Genomic DNA, 16,497 nt, shown 5'->3' on the forward strand with positions numbered 1-16,497 from the left:
CCCCGTGCGCGGCCTCAGGCCGATCCTGCCCCCTGCGGAGGGGTGGGGAACGGCACGACGGCCACTGTTACGTTGTCGTGGCCCCCGCCGTCCAGGGCGTGGCCGACCAGGACCCGGGCGGTGTGCAGCGGGCGCGCGGTGGCGTCGGCCGGTACGGCCTCCGCCATCTCGTCGGCCGCCTCCGCGTAGTTCCACAGGCCGTCGGTGCACACCACCACCACACCAGGCCGGTCCGGCTTGAAGGAAGCGGTGTGGGGGTCGAGTTCGTAGGCGTCCGCGCCGAGCCAGCCGGTGATCGCGTGGGCGCGCTCGTCGGCGTACGCCTCGGCCTCGTTCATCAGCCCCGCGGCGACCATCTGGGCGGCCCAGGAGTCGTCCTCGGTGAGCCGGGCCGGGGGTGAACTGCGGTCCGTCGGCACCCAGTAGACCCGGCTGTCGCCGACCCAGCCGACGACCAGCAGGCTCGGGGTGACGATCGAGGCGACGATCGTGCACGCCGGGGCGTTCTGGTGCGGCTGGTGCTCGCGGGCGGTGGCGGGCTCCGCGGCGAGCGAGTTGACCGCCCGGGAGGCGGCGACGATCGCCTCGTGCATCGCCTGCTGGGGGTGCGTGCCCTGCGGCAGCGCGGCCAGCAGCGCCTCGGCCGCAGCCCGGGACGCGGCCAGGGAGGCGTCGTCGGGGCGGGTCGCGGAGGACACGCCGTCGCAGACGACCGCGAAGGTGGCCGGCGAGCCGTCGGGCAGCACGCTGGTGCCGAGGGTGAAGGCGTCCTCGTTGCGGTGATGGCGCAGGCCGCGGTCGCTGACGGCGGCGATCGGACCGGCCTCCTGCTCCATGTGGTCGCGCTCACGCGGCTGGGCGTGCCCGCAGTTCTCGCAGTAGCCGTCGTCGTCGACCCGGCCCGCGCGGCAGGCCACGCAGACCGTCGACGGTGCGGTGCCCTCGGCCGGGGTGGGCGGTCCGGCGGCCACCCGCGGGTCGGGCGCCTGCAGGACGTACTCGTCGGGCTCCGGCGAGCGGTCGAAGCGCACGCCGGAGACGGGGGAGACCGGCGAGCCCACGACCGGTCCCGACGGAGGCGCTTCGTGCCCGCCCGACTCGGTGCCCCGCAGGTCGGCCGGCAGATGGACCTCCGCCGGCGGGTGCGGGACCTCGGGCCAGGGGCCGCCGGGGGGCGCGCCGTTCATGGCGATGGTCGGGCTGTCGTCCGGCCGTGCCGGCACGGCGGACAGGTCGTATCCGCACGCACCGCAGAAACGGTCGCCCGATTCGAGCGGCCACTCGCAGCTGGGGCAGGCGGACAGCTGGGGCATCTGCGACATCAACTACACCCACGTCCGGGGGCGGTAACGGTTGGCTCGTTCCACCAGGTCGATCCTCTCCTCGCCGCCCTGCGCGAGCCGGGCCAGCGTGCGGTACGAACGCTCCAGGCCGAAGCGCAGTCCTCGCTCGTCCAGTCCGCTGCCGAGCAGCGCCCGTCCCGCGGCGGCGGGGGCGACGGAGTCCTGGCCACCGGAGAGTATCCAGTCCAGGGCCGCGCCCAGCACCTCCGCCGACAGCTGCTCGCGGCGCGCCGGATCCAGACCGTACGCGTCCAGCGCCTCGACCTGACCGGCGGCGGCGGTCAGGTCGTCCAGGAAGGGTACGTCGCCCGCGGTCGCGGTGCGTCCACGCAGCCGCGCGCGGACGGCGGCCACGCGGGCGGCGGTGTAGTGGATGGAGGACTCCGGCACCGACTCCAGCGTGTTCACCGCGCCACGGTGGTCCCCGGTCGCGAGCTGCACGCGCGCGAGGCCGAACGCGGAACTCACATAGCTGGGGTCGGTCGACCAGACCAGGCGGTAGTACTCGGCGGCGTTGTCGAGCTGTCCGAGCACCTCCGCGCACAGGCCGAGGGCGAGCTTGGGGGCGGGTTCGCCGGGGAAGGCGTCGTAGATCGCGTCGAAGGCGAGCGCGGCGGCCTCGTGGTCGCCGGTCACCAGGGCGGCGACGCCCCGGTACCACACCACCCGCCAGTCGTCGGGCCGTTCCTCCTCCAGCCGCCGCAACGACTCGTCCGCGGTGTGCGCGTCGCCGTTCTCCAGCCAGGCCCGCACCTGCCGCAGGCGGGTCTCCGCGGATGCCGCCGGCGCGGCCGCGAGGGCGCCGAGCAGCTCGCCGGGCGCGGTGGTCATGAGCCCGGCGAGGAAACCGGCGTTGGGGTCGGAGGGGTCGACGTGGGGGACGGGCAGCGCCAGTGCGGCGGCGGGGGCGTCGGCCGACTTGACGACGGCCTTGACGGCTCCGCCACCGAGCCGCTCGGGACCCGGGGTGCCGACCGGTAGAACAGCGGATGCGGGGGCGGCAGCCTTGAGAATCCGCCGCCCCGCCGGAGGCACCCGAGTCCCCAGCCGTGACACCTCCCCGTCCAGCTTCGGGAACAACTCCGTGTCGGTGACGCGGACTTCGGGGCCGAAGAGCGTCGACAGGGAGGGCCTGGCACGGCCCGTCTGCAGGGAGACGACCTCGCGCAGGACCCCGGTCAGCTGTTCCGACATCTCCTGCGCCGAGGCGAAACGGCGGGCCGGATCCGGATCGGTCGCCCGGACCAGCAACCGGTAGAACGACTCGTACTGGCGGAAGACCTCGATGTGGTCGGGGTCGGGCAGCGAGTCGACGAAGACGTTGGTGTAGCCCTGGAAGTCGAAGGTCAGCACCGCCAGGGTGCGGGCGACCGTGTACAGGTCGGAGGCGACCGACGGGCCCACCTCCGCGACCTCCGGGGCCTGGTAGCCCACCGTGCCGTAGATGGCCGACTCCTCGTCGTCCATCCTGCGCACCGCGCCCATGTCGATGAGCTTGAGCTGGTCCTCGGTCTGGATGGCGTTGTCGACCTTGAAGTCGCAGTACAGGAGGTTGCGGCTGTGGAGGTGGCCGAGCGCCTCCAGGGCCTCGATGCCGTACGCGCACGCCTGCTCGACCGGCAGCGGGTCCCGCTTCCCGGCCGCCGAGCGGCGGCCGTTGGCGATCTCCTTGAGCGACTTGCCGCCGACGTACTCCATGACGATGTAGCCGTCGAGCGAGCCGGTGCGCTGGTCGAGGTGCTCCACGAAGTTGTAGATCCGCACGATGTTGGCGTGCTCGATCTCCGCGAGGAAGCGCCGCTCGGAGATCGCGGCGGCCATCGCGTCCTGGTCGCCGGTGTCCAGCAGACCCTTGAGGACCACCCAGCGGTCGGACACCGCGCGGTCCACGGCGAGGTAGACCCAGCCGAGGCCGCCGTGCGCGAGACAGCCCGCGACCTCGTACTGGCCGTGCACGATGTCACCGGACTTCAGCTTCGGCACGAACGAGTAGGGGTGGCCGCACTTCGTGCAGAAGCCTTCCGTGCGCCCGGACTTCTCCCCGCGCGAACGCCCCACCGGGGCCCCGCAGTCGGAGCGCGAGCAGAACCGCTTGCGCTCGGGCACCTCGGGGTTCTCCAGGACCATCTCGCGCGGGTCGGGCCGCGGCACCCCGGGCACCTCGACGAGGCCCGCTCCGAGCCGGCCGCGCCCGCTCGAGCCGGTGCCGGAGCCGGAGCTGCGCACCGACACCGAGCGGCCCGTGGACTTCCCCGAGACCGAGCGCGACAGCCGTCCCGACACCGAGCGCCGGGACTTCGACGACTGCGAGGACGTACGCGAGGAAGCGCGGCCGGTGGCGCGCGAAGTGCCGCTGCTGCCCTGCGAGCCCCTGCCCGTGGACGCCGAACCGGCCCGGCCTTCCCCGGCCGGGACGACCGGCGCGAGGCCGCACGTGTCGCAGTACAGCTCGCCGCCGCCCATGTCCTCGTACGTACCGTCGCAGCCGGGCCGCTGGCAGGGCTGCTGTTCCTGACTCATGACGTCGCCGCACCCCCTTGGTCACTCACGTTCCGGGCCCCCACGGTCTTCGGGACCGCTCTGCTGCGGTACTCGCGGGGCTCCCAGCAGTTCGGCGGCCGCGTGCTGGTAGCGCAGCACGGCCTGTTCGGCGACCCGCAGGTCGCAGGGCGCGCTCCACAGCATCCGCCGGGCCGCGTCGTAGCGCTCGATCAAGAACGGGTCCTCGGCCAGGCCGTGCCGTGCGACCTTCGCCTTGTACGCGTCGAGACGGCCGCGCAGCTCCGCGCGGACCGCCAGCGGCGCGGTGACCGCGGTCAACGACTCGCGGGCGCGCAGCAGTTCGTCCTCCGCCTTCTCCTCCAGGGACTCCAGGAGCGGTGACAGGCGGTGCCACTGGGCGTGTCTGCGGTACTCGGCGGCCGTCGCCAGCTGCTCCTGCAGCACGGTCGGCGGTCCGCTGACGACCGGCACCTCCGTGGCGGCGATCTTCGCGAGGACCTCGCCGCGCGCGGTGCGGGCCTCGGCGAGCGTACGGTCCGCGCGGGAGAGCACGTCCCGCAGCTTGACCAGCCGGGCCTCCGCGTCCTGCCGGACGGTGAGCACGGCGTCGATCTCCCGGCGCACGTCCTCCAGGGCGCGCGCCTCACGGTCGTACGCCGTGGTGTCCGGCTTTCCGCCGCCGGGCGCCGAACTGCCCTGCGCCTGCCGCCAGAAGGCGAGCGGATCGGAGATCACCCGCTCGCGCAGTGAGGTGAGCGCGCCGGTGATGCGCTCCAGGTCGTCGCCGGCCGGGTGTTCCCCGGGGCGCACGCCGACTGAGTGCGCGAGCCGGCGGGTGCGCTGGAGTTCGGCGGCCAGTAGATCTATCCGCGCGGGCAGCGCCGACCACACCGCGTCGGCGGCGACGACCATGTCCAGGCTCGACGCGTACAGGTCGTTCATCCGCTCGACGAGCGTCACCAGCGAGAACCGCTCGCTCAGCTTGCCCGAATTGCCGTGCAGGGTGGGCGCGTTGGCCGTGGCGGTCGCCGAGCCCGCGACGGTGACCGACTCGCCGCGCAGCAGCTCGGTCAGCTCCACCAGGTCCTCGCGGCTGGACCAGCGGCGGCGGGAGCGGATGTCGCGGGCCGAGCGCAACGCGTCCGAGTACGCGTCGAAGTACGCCCACAGCAGGGTGATCGAGGCGTCGGCGGACGTCCAGCGCTCCTTGGTGACACCGGTGAGTTCGGCGCCCTCCAGGAGCCTGCGGCCCGCGTGGTCCTGCAGGGCGAGGAGCGAGGTCTCTATCGCCTCGTGCTCCGCGCCGAGCCGCGCCAGCGCACGGTCCACCTCGTCCCGGTCCATCACCGGCCCGGGGGGTCCCGTGACGCCCATCGATCACCTCTCGCTGCTGAAGGGTTGCTGCGTGGTTGTGAACACTGTTGTCGGCGGTCGTCAGCTCTTGCGCAGGTACTGCGGTGCGGGCGGCTCCGACTTCGCCGAGTCCTTGTCCAGTGTGGCCGACAGCCACCTGTTGTACGACGCCTGCCAGCCGTCGGTGGTGTCCTTGCGGTAGTCCACCAGAATCTGGTTGACCCGGCGTACCAGATCGTCGGCGTCCTTCTTCATCGCCACGCCGTAGTACTCGGTGGTGAAGGGGGAGCCCTTCAGTTCGACCGTGGGGTCCTGGGCGGCCTGGCTGGCGGCGAGGGCGCCGTCGGTGACCACGGCGTCGACCTCGCCGAGCTGGAGCCTGACGAGACAGTCGAGTTGGTTGGGGACGGTGGTCCTGATGTCCGCGGAGGCGACGAGCTTCCCCGACTTCCTGTCCTCGTCCAGCTGGCTGAAGGCGGTCGAACCCTCCGCCGTGCAGATCTTCTGTTTCGCCAGCGTGCCGTTGTAGCCCTTGATGCCCGAGGACTTGGGGGCGAGGACCTGCTGCCCCGTCTTGAAGTACGGCGCGGAGAACGCCACGTCGGCCAGGCGCTTGCAGTTGATCGTCATCGTGCGCACCACCATGTCGACCCGGCCTTTCTGGATCGCCGGGATGCGCTGGTTGGTGGGGATCGCCTTGAACTGCACGGCGTTCGGGTCACCGAGGATGTCCTGCGCGATCCGGTGCACCAGGTCGATGTCGAAACCCTCCAGGTCGGCCGTCGGGCCGCCGTTGGGGTTGCGGTAGCCCCAGCGGTAGCTGTTCTGGTCGACGCCGACGATCAGCTTGCGCTTCTCGCCCTGCCGGGCCTTGATCTTGTCTATGGTCGGGCCGTCGGCACCCGAGGGGGACAGCGTCTGCTTCTCCGGGGCCGCCTTGATCGCCGGATTCGTACAGGGGCCGTCGTCCGCCACCTGATCGGCTCGGGTCACACCCGGCCCGCCGGTGCCCGTGCTGCCGTCGCCGCGCGACTGGGCCACCGGCAGCAGGAGTGCGAAGGCGAGTACCAGGCCGCAGACGACCGCCATCGCCCCGACACCGCCCCAGCCCCTGAGACCGGCCCGTACACGTCCACGCATCCGCATCGTCACGCCCCCTCTCACCGGTACTCCGACAGCCTGCGCCCGATGCCGAGCACCGCGCCCGCCGCTCCCAGGACGGCCAGCACGGCGGCGCCCGCCGACAGGCCGGTCATGGCGCCGAGACCGTCACCGGCCGAGCGCTCGAACTCGGCCTCCTCGTGGACCAGGGCCTTGGCGAGGTTGGCGTCGACGCTGTCGAAGCACTCTCCCGTCGCCCCCTTGGGTCCTATGACCCGGTTCAGCGCCTCTTCGTAGTTGCCGTTGTCGTCCTGCGCGCGGGCCGCGGTGTGGCGCTGCTTCCACACCGTCATGTTGCCCTCGGCGGCGGTCACCGGCGTCTTGCCGCTGCTGTCGTCGGCGAGCTTCGACGCCTCGGCGAGGCCCTTGCCGAGGGTGTCCATGTCCTTGTCGAAGTCGAAGTCGTAGGCGTCGTAGGTGACGTCCACGCCCTGGGCGTTCTTCTTGGTGACCGTCTCGGCGCCGCGGGCCACGAGGGTGAGGTTCTCGTTGCCGCGGGCCTTGAGGGAGGCGATCCGGGCGTCGTGCAGCACGTTGAGCGAGCGCACTCCGTGGTCGTAGGAGTCGTTGAGCCCCGCGCGCGCGACGGTGTGGCCGACGACCAGCCACAGCAGCACCACGGTCGCCGTCGCGGTGGCCGCGACCAGGCCGTGGTTGAGTACCCGGTTGGTGCGCCGGTAGTTGCGGTGCTGGGCCCAGGCGAGCCCGGCGAGGGCCAGGACGCCGAGGCCGATCGCGGCCCACGGGTAGGGCGTGGCGTCGGCGTAGTCGGCGCGCAGCCGCTGGTTCTCGCTGGTGTAGAGGTTCTGCGCCTTCGGGAGCATCTCCTCCTGCATCTTCTCGTTGGCGTACCGCAGATAGGCGCCGCCGACCGGGAAGCCCTGGCGGTTGTACGTACGGGCCCGCTCCACCAGACCCTTGTACTCCGGCAGCAGGGTGTTGAGCTCGGCCACGGTCTTCGCGGCGGGGGAGTCCGGGTCGGAGTTCGAGGCCGCCCTGACCAGACCGGCCGCGGCCAGGTCGATGTCCTCCTCGTACCGCTCGCGGGAGTCCGCCGTCTCCTGGCCGCCGGCGAGGAAGCCGCTGGAGGCCGCGGTGTTGGCGTCGGCCAGGTAGCGGTAGATGTCGGCGGCGGCGCTGCTGAGCGGCTGGCTCTTGTGCAGCACGTCGTCCGCGGCGGCGGCCCGGTCGTTGGTCTGCCAGGCGGTCACCGCGCCGAAGAGGACGACGAGCAGGGCGAGCGCCGCGCCGATGATGCGCAGCCGGCCCGGTTCGGTGGTGGCGGCCGCGCGCACCTGGTCGAGACCTTCCGCGAAGGCCGTACGACGGGCGGGCGCCGCGGGCAACACCGGGGCGGGCGGGGCCGGCTGGGCCGGGGGTCCCGGCTGCGGTGGTACGGCCGGCATCGTGGGCACACCGGAATCCGGTGGTGCCGCGCTGCTCTTCGGCGGGTGTGTCACTGTTTGACCTCCCCCATGGTCATCCCTCGCCGCAAGTATCGCTGCCGGGACCGACATCCGCACCGGGCTTCACTGGATCTTGATCGAACCGCAGCGGATCGCCTGCGACGGCTCGGTCGTGCCCCCGCACCACCCCTTGCCCATGAATACGCCACCGGAATCGGTTCGGTTCCCCCGGGGGCGCGTAGGGTCGCCCTCGTGCGCGGGGTGCGAGTGGTGATGATCGGCGGAACGTCCCATACCGGCAAGTCCACGGTCGCGGGGGCGCTGGCCGACCGGCTCGGCTTCGAGCACCGGTCGACGGACCTGCTGGCGAGACACCCGGGGCGGCCCTGGCGCACGCCGGAGCGTGAGGTGCCGCCGCATGTCGCCGAGCACTACGGGACGCTCGCCGTCGACGAGTTGATCGACTCGGTCCTCGCCCACTACGAGCGGCTCTGGCCCCGCATCGAGGAACTGGTCAGGACGCACGCCGGTGGACCGGGCCTGGTCCTGGAGGGCTCGGCGCTCTGGCCGGAACGGGTCGCGACGCTGGACGTGCCGCACACGGCCGCCGTATGGCTCACCGCCGACGAGGACGTCGTACGCGCCCGGATCCGTGCGGCCGGGCGCTACGACGCGGCCACGGAGCAGGAACGGTTCCTGATGGACAAGTTCCTGGCCCGCAGCGTGCGTTACCAGTCGCTGATGGTGGAGGACGTGGACCGGCTGGGGCTGGCCCGCGTCGGCGTCGGGAAGGACATGTCCGTCTCCGGGGTGGCCGACGCGGTGCTCGCTCAGGCCTCGTAGTAGGCCCGCGTCCGCGCCTGTACCTCCGCGGACGCCCCGGCCCGGTCGAGGCCGAGGAGTGCGGCGCCCAGGACCGGACTCGCCGTCACCACCCGGGGTACGGCCTTCGGGGCGCGCACGGCCAGGAGTTCCCGCACGCCGTCGTCCAGCCGGGGGTGCCGGGCGGCCAGGACACTGCCGCCGAGCAGCACCGGCGTCTCCTCGTCGAGGAGGTCGAGACGGGTCAGGGCCACCGTCGCCATGGACACCACCTCGTCGGCCAGGCGGTCGACGAGCGAGCGGGCCACCGGGTCCCCGGCGGCGGCCGTGGCGAAGAGCACCGGCGTCAGCTCGTGGCGGCGGGCGGGGGCGATGTCCTCCAGGTGCAGGGCCTCGATGAGGGCGTACATGGACGGCAGCCCGAAGTGCCGCGGGAGCACGCGCGCGAGGTCGGTGTCGACGCCCCGCCCGTCCTCCGCGCGGGCCGCGTGCCACAGGGCCTCCTCCGCGAGGCCCCAGCCGCCGCCCCAGTCGCCGGAGATCCGGCCGAGCGCGGGGAAGCGGGCGGTACGTCCGTCGGGGCGCATGCCGACGCAGTTGATGCCCGCGCCGCACACCACGGCGACCCCGCGCGGTTCGGTGACACCGGCCCGCAGGATCGCGAAGGTGTCGTTGCGGACCTCCACCTCCGCGCCCCACGCGCGCGCGTGCAGGGCGGCCGCCAACTGCTGCTCCTCGACGGGGAAGTCGGCGTTGGCCAGACAGGCCGAGACATGGTCCACCGACCCGACCCCGGCGGCGGTGAACGCCTGTCCCACCGCGTCGGCGATCACGTCCACCGCCGCCTCGACGCCCACCACCGGCGGCCGGAACCCACCGCCGCGGGCCGTGGCGAGGACACTGCCGTCGGCCGCGACGACCGCGACGTCGGTCTTGCTGTTGCCCGCGTCGACGGCGAGGACACATGCGGTCAGGCCCACGCGAGATGCTCCCGGTTGTGTGCGATCAGTCGGTCGGTGAGGCCCTCGGCGTACGCGTACTGGCCGACGAGGGGGTGTGCCAGCAGCGCCCTGAAGACCCGGTCCCGGCCACCGCGCAGGGCCGCCGTCAGCGCCAGGTCCTCGTACGCCGTCACGTTCGCCATCAGGCCCGCGTACAGCGGGTCCACGGCGGGCACCGCCAGCGGGGTCGGCCCCTTCGGGCCCACCGCCGCCTGGACCTCGATCACCGCGTCGTCGGGCAGGAACGGCAGCGTGCCCCGGTTGAGGGTGTTGACCACCTGGTAGGGGCTGCCGCCCCCGCCGAGCAGCCCGGCGGCCAGGTCGACGGCCGCCTCCGAGTAGTAGGCACCGCCCCGCTTGGCGAGCAGCTCCGGTTTCTCGTCCAGGGCCGGGTCGCCGTACATCGTGAGCAACTGCCGTTCCATCTCCGCCACTTCGGCGGCACGGGACGGCTTGTTGCCGAGTTCCCGCACGACCTCGTCGTGTGCGTAGAAGTAGCGCAGGTAGTACGACGGGACCACGCCGAGCCGGTCCAGTAGGGGGCGCGGCAGGTGCAGGTCGCCGGCGATGGTGTCGCCGTGCTCGGTGAGCAGCTCGGGCAGGGCGTCCTCGCCCTCGGGGCCGCCGAGCCGTACCGCGGTCTCCCAGGTGAGGTGGTTGAGGCCCACGTGGTCGAGGTGGATGTCGGTGGGGGTGACGCCGAGGAGCCGGGCGAACTTCCGCTGGAAGCCGATCGCCACGTTGCACAGCCCGACCGCCTTGTGCCCGGCCTGGAGGAGGGCGCGGGTGACGATCCCGACCGGGTTGGTGAAGTCGATGATCCAGGCGTCCGGGTTGGTGCGGCGGACCCTTTCGGCGATGTCGAGGACCACCGGGACCGTGCGCAGCGCCTTGGCGAGGCCGCCCGCGCCGGTCGTCTCCTGGCCGACGCAGCCGCACTCCAGGGGCCACGTCTCGTCCCGCTCGCGGGCGGCCTGGCCGCCGACGCGGAGCTGCAGGAGCACCGCGTCGGCGCCGTCCACGCCCGCGTCCAGGTCGTCCGTCGTCGTGATCCGGCCGGGGTGGCCCTGCTTGGCGAAGATGCGCCGGGCGAGCCCGCCGACCAGCTCCAGACGCTCGGCGGCCGGGTCGACCAGGACGAGTTCCTCGACGGGCAGGGTGTCCCGCAGGCGCGCGAAACCGTCGATGAGTTCGGGGGTGTAGGTCGAGCCTCCGCCGACCACGGTGAGTTTCACTGGAGGTTCCCTCGCTTCCGGGTGCCGGGGACGGCGTCGGTCGGCCGGGGGTCCGGGGGTTGGCCCCCGGGGAGATGCAGCATGCGTGGTTAACCCTTCACTCCGGTCAGCGTGACGCCCTCGACGAACGCCTTCTGCGCGAAGAAGAACACGAGGATCACGGGGGCCATGACCAGCACGGTCGCGGCCATGGTGAGGTTCCAGTCGGTGTGGTGCATGCCCTTGAAGGACTCCAGGCCGTAACTCAGCGTCCAGGCGTTCTGGTTCTCCGAGGCGTAGATCTGCGGGCCGAAGTAGTCGTTCCAGGCGTAGAAGAACTGGAAGAGGGCCACCGCGGCGATCCCGGGCCTCGCCATGGGGATCACGACCCGTACCAGGGTGCGGAAGTCACCGCAGCCGTCGACCTTCGCCGCGTCCACGTACTCGTTCGGGATCGTCATCAAAAACTGCCGGAGCAGGAAGATCGAGAACGCGTCACCGAACGCCATCGGGATGATCAGCGGCCACAGGGTGCCCGACAGGTCCAGCTGCTTCGCCCAGAAGAGGTACATCGGGATGATGACGACCTGTGGCGGCAGCATCATCATCGAGATCACCAGCATCAGGGAGAGATTGCGGCCCCGGAAGCGGAACTTGGCGAGCGCGTACGCCACCGGGATCGACGACACGACCGTAAGGACTGTTCCCAGTCCCGCGTAGATCAGCGTGTTGCGCCACCAGGTCAGAAAGCCCGGGGTGTCGAAGACCCGCTGGTAGTTGCCCCATTCCCAGGTGTGCGGGATCAGATCGCGGCTGAGGGCCTGGGAGTCGCTCATCAGCGAGGTCAGGAACACGAAGACGAAGGGCAGCGTGAAGAAGAGGGCCGCGGCCAGGCCGAGGGAGTGGATCGCGATCCACTCCAGGGCGGCCTTGCGTCGGGCGGTGCGCTCGGCGGGCGAGGCCGGGGTCTTCAACTCCACCGGCCGGTCCAGTACTTGGGTCATGGTCAGTCACCTGCCTGGATGAGACCGCCCCGGCGCCGCATCAGGAACGCGGTGAACACCATCGACAGGGCGAAGAGGACGAGGGCGACGACACACGCGGAGCCGTAGTCGAAGCGCTGGAAGCCGAGGTTGTAGACGAGCTGGGGAAGGGTCAGCGTGGACTTCTCCGGATAGCCGGGCTCGAACTGCGTGCCCGCGCCCTGGATCACACCCGAGGCGACCTTTCCGGCGATGAGTGGCTGTGTGTAGTACTGCATCGTCTGGATCACGCCGGTGACCACGGCGAACATCACGATCGGCGAGATGTTGGGAAGGGTGACGAACCGGAACCGCTGCCACGCCGACGCCCCGTCCAGCTCCGCGGCCTCGTACTGCTCCTGCGGCACGTCGAGCAGCGCGGCCATGAAGATGACCATCAGGTCGCCGATGCCCCACAGGGCGAGCAGGGTCAGGGCCGGTTTCGACCAGGTGGGGTCGTTGAACCAGCCGGGGGCCGGGATGCCGACCTTCTCCAGGACCGAGTTGACCGGTCCCGTACCGGGGTTGAGGAGGAACGCGAAGGCCATGGTGGCCGCGACGGGCGGGGCCAGATACGGCAGGTAGAAGAGCGTCCGGAAGACCCCCGTACCTGTCTTGATCTTCGTGATGAGCAGACCGACCCCCAGGCCGAAGACGACCCGGAGGGAGACCATCACCACGACCAGCCACAGGGTGTTGCGCAGGGCCGGCCAGAAGAAGGGGTAGTGCTCGAAGACGTAGGTCCAGTTCTTCGTCCCGCTCCAGGTCGGCGGCTTGAAGCCGTCGTAGTGCATGAACGAGAAGTAGACGGTCGAGAGCAGCGGATAGGCGAAGAAGACCGTGAAGCCGATCAACCAGGGCGACATGAAGGCGGCCGTACGAAGCGCCGACCTGCGGCGCTTCGACGCCAGCGTGACGGTGCTCATCGCTACTTCGCCTGCGCGATGTCCGTGTCGATCTGCTGGGCCGTGTCGGCGAGGCCCTTGTCCAGGTCGGTGGCCTTGCCGCTCTCGTAGTCGTAGCCGAAATTCTGGATCGTGGCGAGGTAGACACCGCCGTTGATCGACGCCGGGGACGAGGACGAGTTCGGGTTCGCCGCGATGTCCAGGAACGTCTTGAAGCGCGGGTCGTACTTCAGCTTCGGCGACTTGAGGGCGGCCAGCGTGGACGGCACGTTGTGGATGTCGTTCGAGAAGCCGACGACCGCGTCCGTGTCCGTGGTGATGTACTTGACGAACTCCCAGGCCGCGTTCTGCTTGGTGCTGTTCGCGGCGATGCCGGCGATCGTGCCGGTGATGTAGCCCTTGCCGTACTGGTCCGCCTGGTCGTCGGGGACGGGCAGCGGGGCGACACCGATCTCGAAGCCGGGCTTGGCGTCCAGGGCCATGCCCAGCCGCCACTCACCGTCGAGCTGCATGGCGACCTGGCCGGTCTGGAAGGGGTGCTTGGGGCCCCACTCGTCGCCCAGCGTGGCGCGGAACTTCTCCAGCTTCTGATAACCGCCGAGGTCACCGACGAGCTTCTTCTGGAGGGTGAACGCCGCCTTGAACGCGGGGTCCTTGGCGACGTTGGACTTGCCGCTGGAGTCGAAGTACGTCGGCGAGAACTGGCCCAGGTAGTGCTCGGTCGTCGTCTCCCAGCCGTGGTAGTTCGGCATGAAGCCGAGCTGCTTGTACGTGCTGCCCTGCGTGATCGTCAGCTTCTTGGCGTCGGCCTCGAACTCGGACCAGGTCTTGGGCGGCGAGGTGATGCCGGCCTTCTCGAACGCGGTCTTGTTGTAGTAGAGCCCGTACGCGTCGCCCAGCAGCGGCACGGCACAGCGGTCGCCGTTGAACTGCGTGTACTCGTTCATCGCGGCCGGGAAGGTCTTCTCCGGGTCGACGCCCGACTTCTTGAAGAACGGGTTGAGGTCGACCAGCGCACCCGAGGAGCAGAACTTGCCCACGTTGTTCGTGGTGAACGACGAGATGACGTCCGGGGCCTTGCCGCCGCCCGTGCGCAGCGCCTGGTTGATCTTGTCGTCGGTCATGTTGCCGACGACGTTGACGTGGATGTTGGGGTGCGCCTTCTCGAAACCGGCGACCAGCGTCTTCACGGCCTTGACCTCGGAGTCCGCGCTCCAGGCGTGCCAGAAGTTGATGGTCGTCTCCTTCGAGGCGTCGTCCTCGGCGCCGGAGGAGGACTGGCCGGTACAGGCGGTGGTGACGAGCACCGCGGACACGGTCAGGGCAAAGGCCGCTTTTCGGGCGACTGAGGGTATGGCTGTGCGCATGACGGGGTCTCCCAGGGACGGGACGGCGTGGAAGAGGGGGGTGGGTACGGGGGTTCAGCGCGAGGTGTCGAAGACCTCGTCGCGGGTGGCCGCGAGCGCGCTCTCCAGCGCGCCGCGCAGCACGGGGTGTTCATGGACGTCGCCGACGACCAGCCGGGGGCGGGAGGCTGCCAGTTCCTCCAGCTCGGCCTGGACGAGGGCGCGCAGGGTGTCGCCGCCGGCGGTGAGCGAGGCGCCGCTGAGGACGACGAGTTCGGGGTCGAGGACGGAGACGAGGGAGGCGAGACCGGTGGCCAGCCGGGTGGCGTAGGTCTCCAGGAGCAGCCGGTTCAGGACGGTGTCCTCGGTGGCGGCCCGCTCGACGAGGGCGGCGGCGACCTCGGCGTACGGCCCCGAGGGGATGTCCGTCATGCCGAGCTCACGGGCGAGGTGGGGGATGGCCTGGGAGCCCGCCAGCTCCTGATAGCCACCACTGTTGGCTTTCCTCACCTGCCGCACCAGCGGTGCTCCGGGAACCGGCAGGAAACCTACCTCTCCCGCGCCGCCGGTCCAGCCGCGGTGCAGCCGTCCGCCGAGGACCAGGGCGGCACCGAGACCGCCCTCGTTCCACAGCAGCACGAAGTCCTCGTGCCCGCGGGCCGCACCGAGCCGTTGTTCGGCCACGGCCACGAGGTTGACGTCGTTCTCGTACTCGACCGGCATGGGCAGGGCGGCGGCGAGTTCGCCGAGGAGGGCGGGGGTGTGCCAGCCCGGCAGGTGGGAGGCGTAGCGCAGCCGGCCCGTGCCCGGGTCGAAGGCGCCCGGGGTGCCGATCACGAGCCGGTGGACGTCACCGCGGGCGAGTCCCGCCGCCTTGACCGCGCCGTCGAGGGCGTCGGTGACCTGCCGGACGACGGGCTGGGCGGGTCTGCGTCCCGGGGTCGGCAGTTCGAAGGAGCCGACCGTGCGGCCGGTGATGTCGGCGACCGCGGCGAGGATGCGTTCGGGGGTGACGTCGAGCCCGGCGGCGTACGCGGCGGTCGGGTCGACCTCGTACAGCTGGGCGTTGGGACCTGGCCTGCCCTCGGTGGTACCGGTGGCGAGGACGAGGCCCGACGCCTCCAGGCGGGCCAGGAGCTGGGACGCGGTCGGCTTGGAGAGGCCGGTGAGCTTGCCGATCCGCGTACGGGAGAGGGGACCGTGCTCCAGCAGGAGGTCGAGCGCGGCACGGTCGTTCATGGCGCGGAGTGTGCGTGGTGTGCCTGCCATGGGTGCCCCTCTCCGTGACTGCCGGACGACTTTACTGTCCAGCGACTGTTAGGAAGGTTTCCTATCGGATGCACGGAACATAGGTCTGGACCACCTGTCCGTCAAGGGGGGAACGACAAACCGCCCCCGCAGGAAACGGAGTCGTTACCTGCGGGGGCGGTCGCGAGGGCCGGAGTGAGCGCCTACTGGACGTCGATGTAGTCGCCGGCGGCCGTCGCCGAGCCGGTGGTGGTCGTCCCCGCGAAGACGTAGCGGTAGTAGCCGTCCTCGGTGGCCTTCGTCGTCGTCTTCAGCGCGCCGCCGGTCCCGGAGATCACCGTCTTGACGGTGGTGTAGCTGTTGGAGCCCTTGGCGCGGAACTGAAGGGTGGCGTTCTGGGAGATGTAACCCGTGTACGTGCCGGTCTCCCAGTTCGCCCGGGTCAGCTTGCCGGTGACCGTGACGGTCCCGCCCTTCTTCACCGGCTCGGGCGACGCGTTGACGGTGAGCCTGGCGGCGCGCTTGATCCGGGCTCCGCTGCCGAGGGGGCCCCAGGCGTCGTAGCTGGAAGTGAAGCTGATGTGACCGTCCGAGTCGTCGTCGTCCTGGTCGAGCTTGCTGTAGACGCCGGCCGCCTTCCAGGTGGTGGCGTCCGAGGCCGTGTACAGGTAGCCCGGTTCGAACGCCAGGGTCTCCTTGCACGACTCGGTGACGGTGGTGTCCGTCGTCGCGGTCGTGGTGCAGGTGGGCGCGTCCTCGGGGTCGATCTCGTTCGCCATCCTGCTGAGCGTGCCCCGGTAGAGCATGACGCCCGAGAATTTGGTCTTGTAGTCGACCGTCAGGTCGGAGGGGCGGGTGAGGGTGTACGTCACCGGCACGTTCACGGTGGCGGTGCCGACGACGATGGCCTTGCCGCTGTTGACCGTGACGGCGGAGAAGACCAGGTCGGGCGAGGTGTCCGCGGACGCGGCGGGCGCGACCAGGCCGGTCAGTGCCAGGGCGCCGGACGCGGCGATGCCTATGGCGAGCTTTCTCATGCGTTTCCCCACATTCGAAGCGGGCCCCTGGGCGTTGCGCTCCAGAACAAGGGCCCGCTGTGGGGGCGACGCTAGATGATCACATCCGCGGCCGGAGTGTGGAGTTCACGTGAAGACGGTGAGAGTTCGCCGCAGCA

13 protein-coding genes are annotated in these 16,497 nt (G+C 71.0%); 1 reads left to right on the plus strand and 12 read right to left on the minus strand.

The annotated features are described in order from the left end of the window. Positions 1-14: 14 nt before the first annotated feature. The 5 genes from M2157_RS31000 to M2157_RS31020 are packed head-to-tail and all read right to left on the minus strand — an operon-like array spanning position 15 to position 7,765. Entirely contained in the window at positions 15-1,325 is a 1,311-nt protein-coding gene (locus M2157_RS31000; RefSeq protein ID WP_280866829.1) for a PP2C family serine/threonine-protein phosphatase, read from the minus strand. After that, positions 1,326-3,863: a serine/threonine-protein kinase gene (locus M2157_RS31005; protein WP_280866830.1), complete on the minus strand. Its 2,538-nt coding sequence runs from the start codon at positions 3,861-3,863 to the stop codon at positions 1,326-1,328. A 21-nt stretch (positions 3,864-3,884) separates the two neighbouring features. Continuing rightward, positions 3,885-5,219, minus strand: a complete 1,335-nt coding sequence (locus M2157_RS31010; RefSeq protein ID WP_280866831.1) for a hypothetical protein — start codon at positions 5,217-5,219, stop codon at positions 3,885-3,887. Positions 5,220-5,279: 60 nt separating this feature from the next. Further along, a complete protein-coding gene (locus M2157_RS31015) occupies positions 5,280-6,344 on the minus strand; it encodes a glutamate ABC transporter substrate-binding protein (RefSeq protein WP_280866832.1) in 1,065 nt (354 codons plus the stop codon). 14 nt (positions 6,345-6,358) lie between these two features. Continuing rightward, positions 6,359-7,765 carry a hypothetical protein gene (locus M2157_RS31020; protein WP_280868297.1) on the minus strand — a complete coding sequence of 469 codons (1,407 nt, stop codon included), beginning with the start codon at positions 7,763-7,765 and terminating at the stop codon, positions 6,359-6,361. A gap of 273 nt (positions 7,766-8,038) precedes the next feature. Between M2157_RS31020 and M2157_RS31025 the strand changes: the two genes are divergently transcribed. Further along, positions 8,039-8,608, plus strand: coding sequence for an AAA family ATPase (locus M2157_RS31025; RefSeq protein ID WP_280868298.1), 570 nt, complete (start codon positions 8,039-8,041; stop codon positions 8,606-8,608). On the opposite strand, the gene M2157_RS31030 is transcribed toward M2157_RS31025, so the two are convergent. The 7 genes from M2157_RS31030 to M2157_RS31060 all read right to left on the minus strand — a co-directional run bounded on the left by M2157_RS31030 (position 8,596) and on the right by M2157_RS31060 (position 16,360). Then, the gene (locus tag M2157_RS31030; RefSeq protein WP_280857679.1) at positions 8,596-9,567 is read right to left on the minus strand and encodes a BadF/BadG/BcrA/BcrD ATPase family protein; all 972 of its coding nucleotides are present in this window, start codon (positions 9,565-9,567) and stop codon (positions 8,596-8,598) included. The genes M2157_RS31025 and M2157_RS31030 overlap by 13 nt on opposite strands. Next, positions 9,558-10,823, minus strand: coding sequence for a 6-phospho-beta-glucosidase (locus M2157_RS31035; RefSeq protein WP_280866833.1), 1,266 nt, complete (start codon positions 10,821-10,823; stop codon positions 9,558-9,560). The genes M2157_RS31030 and M2157_RS31035 overlap by 10 nt, the downstream gene beginning before the upstream one ends. A gap of 89 nt (positions 10,824-10,912) precedes the next feature. Then, complete coding sequence (locus M2157_RS31040; protein WP_280866834.1) at positions 10,913-11,806, minus strand: carbohydrate ABC transporter permease; 894 nt, start codon at positions 11,804-11,806, stop codon at positions 10,913-10,915. 2 nt (positions 11,807-11,808) lie between these two features. Continuing rightward, complete coding sequence (locus tag M2157_RS31045) at positions 11,809-12,750, minus strand: sugar ABC transporter permease (protein WP_266523563.1); 942 nt, start codon at positions 12,748-12,750, stop codon at positions 11,809-11,811. Positions 12,751-12,752: 2 nt separating this feature from the next. Further along, complete coding sequence (locus tag M2157_RS31050; RefSeq protein WP_280866835.1) at positions 12,753-14,096, minus strand: ABC transporter substrate-binding protein; 1,344 nt, start codon at positions 14,094-14,096, stop codon at positions 12,753-12,755. Between the two features lie 54 nt (positions 14,097-14,150). Beyond that, positions 14,151-15,344, minus strand: a complete 1,194-nt coding sequence (locus M2157_RS31055; RefSeq protein WP_266523559.1) for an ROK family transcriptional regulator — start codon at positions 15,342-15,344, stop codon at positions 14,151-14,153. Between the two features lie 182 nt (positions 15,345-15,526). Then, entirely contained in the window at positions 15,527-16,360 is an 834-nt protein-coding gene (locus tag M2157_RS31060) for a hypothetical protein (protein WP_280866836.1), read from the minus strand. Between the last annotated feature and the right edge of the window lie 137 nt (positions 16,361-16,497).

The sequence above is a fragment of the Streptomyces sp. SAI-127 genome (assembly GCF_029894425.1).
GTDB lineage: Bacteria > Actinomycetota > Actinomycetes > Streptomycetales > Streptomycetaceae > Streptomyces.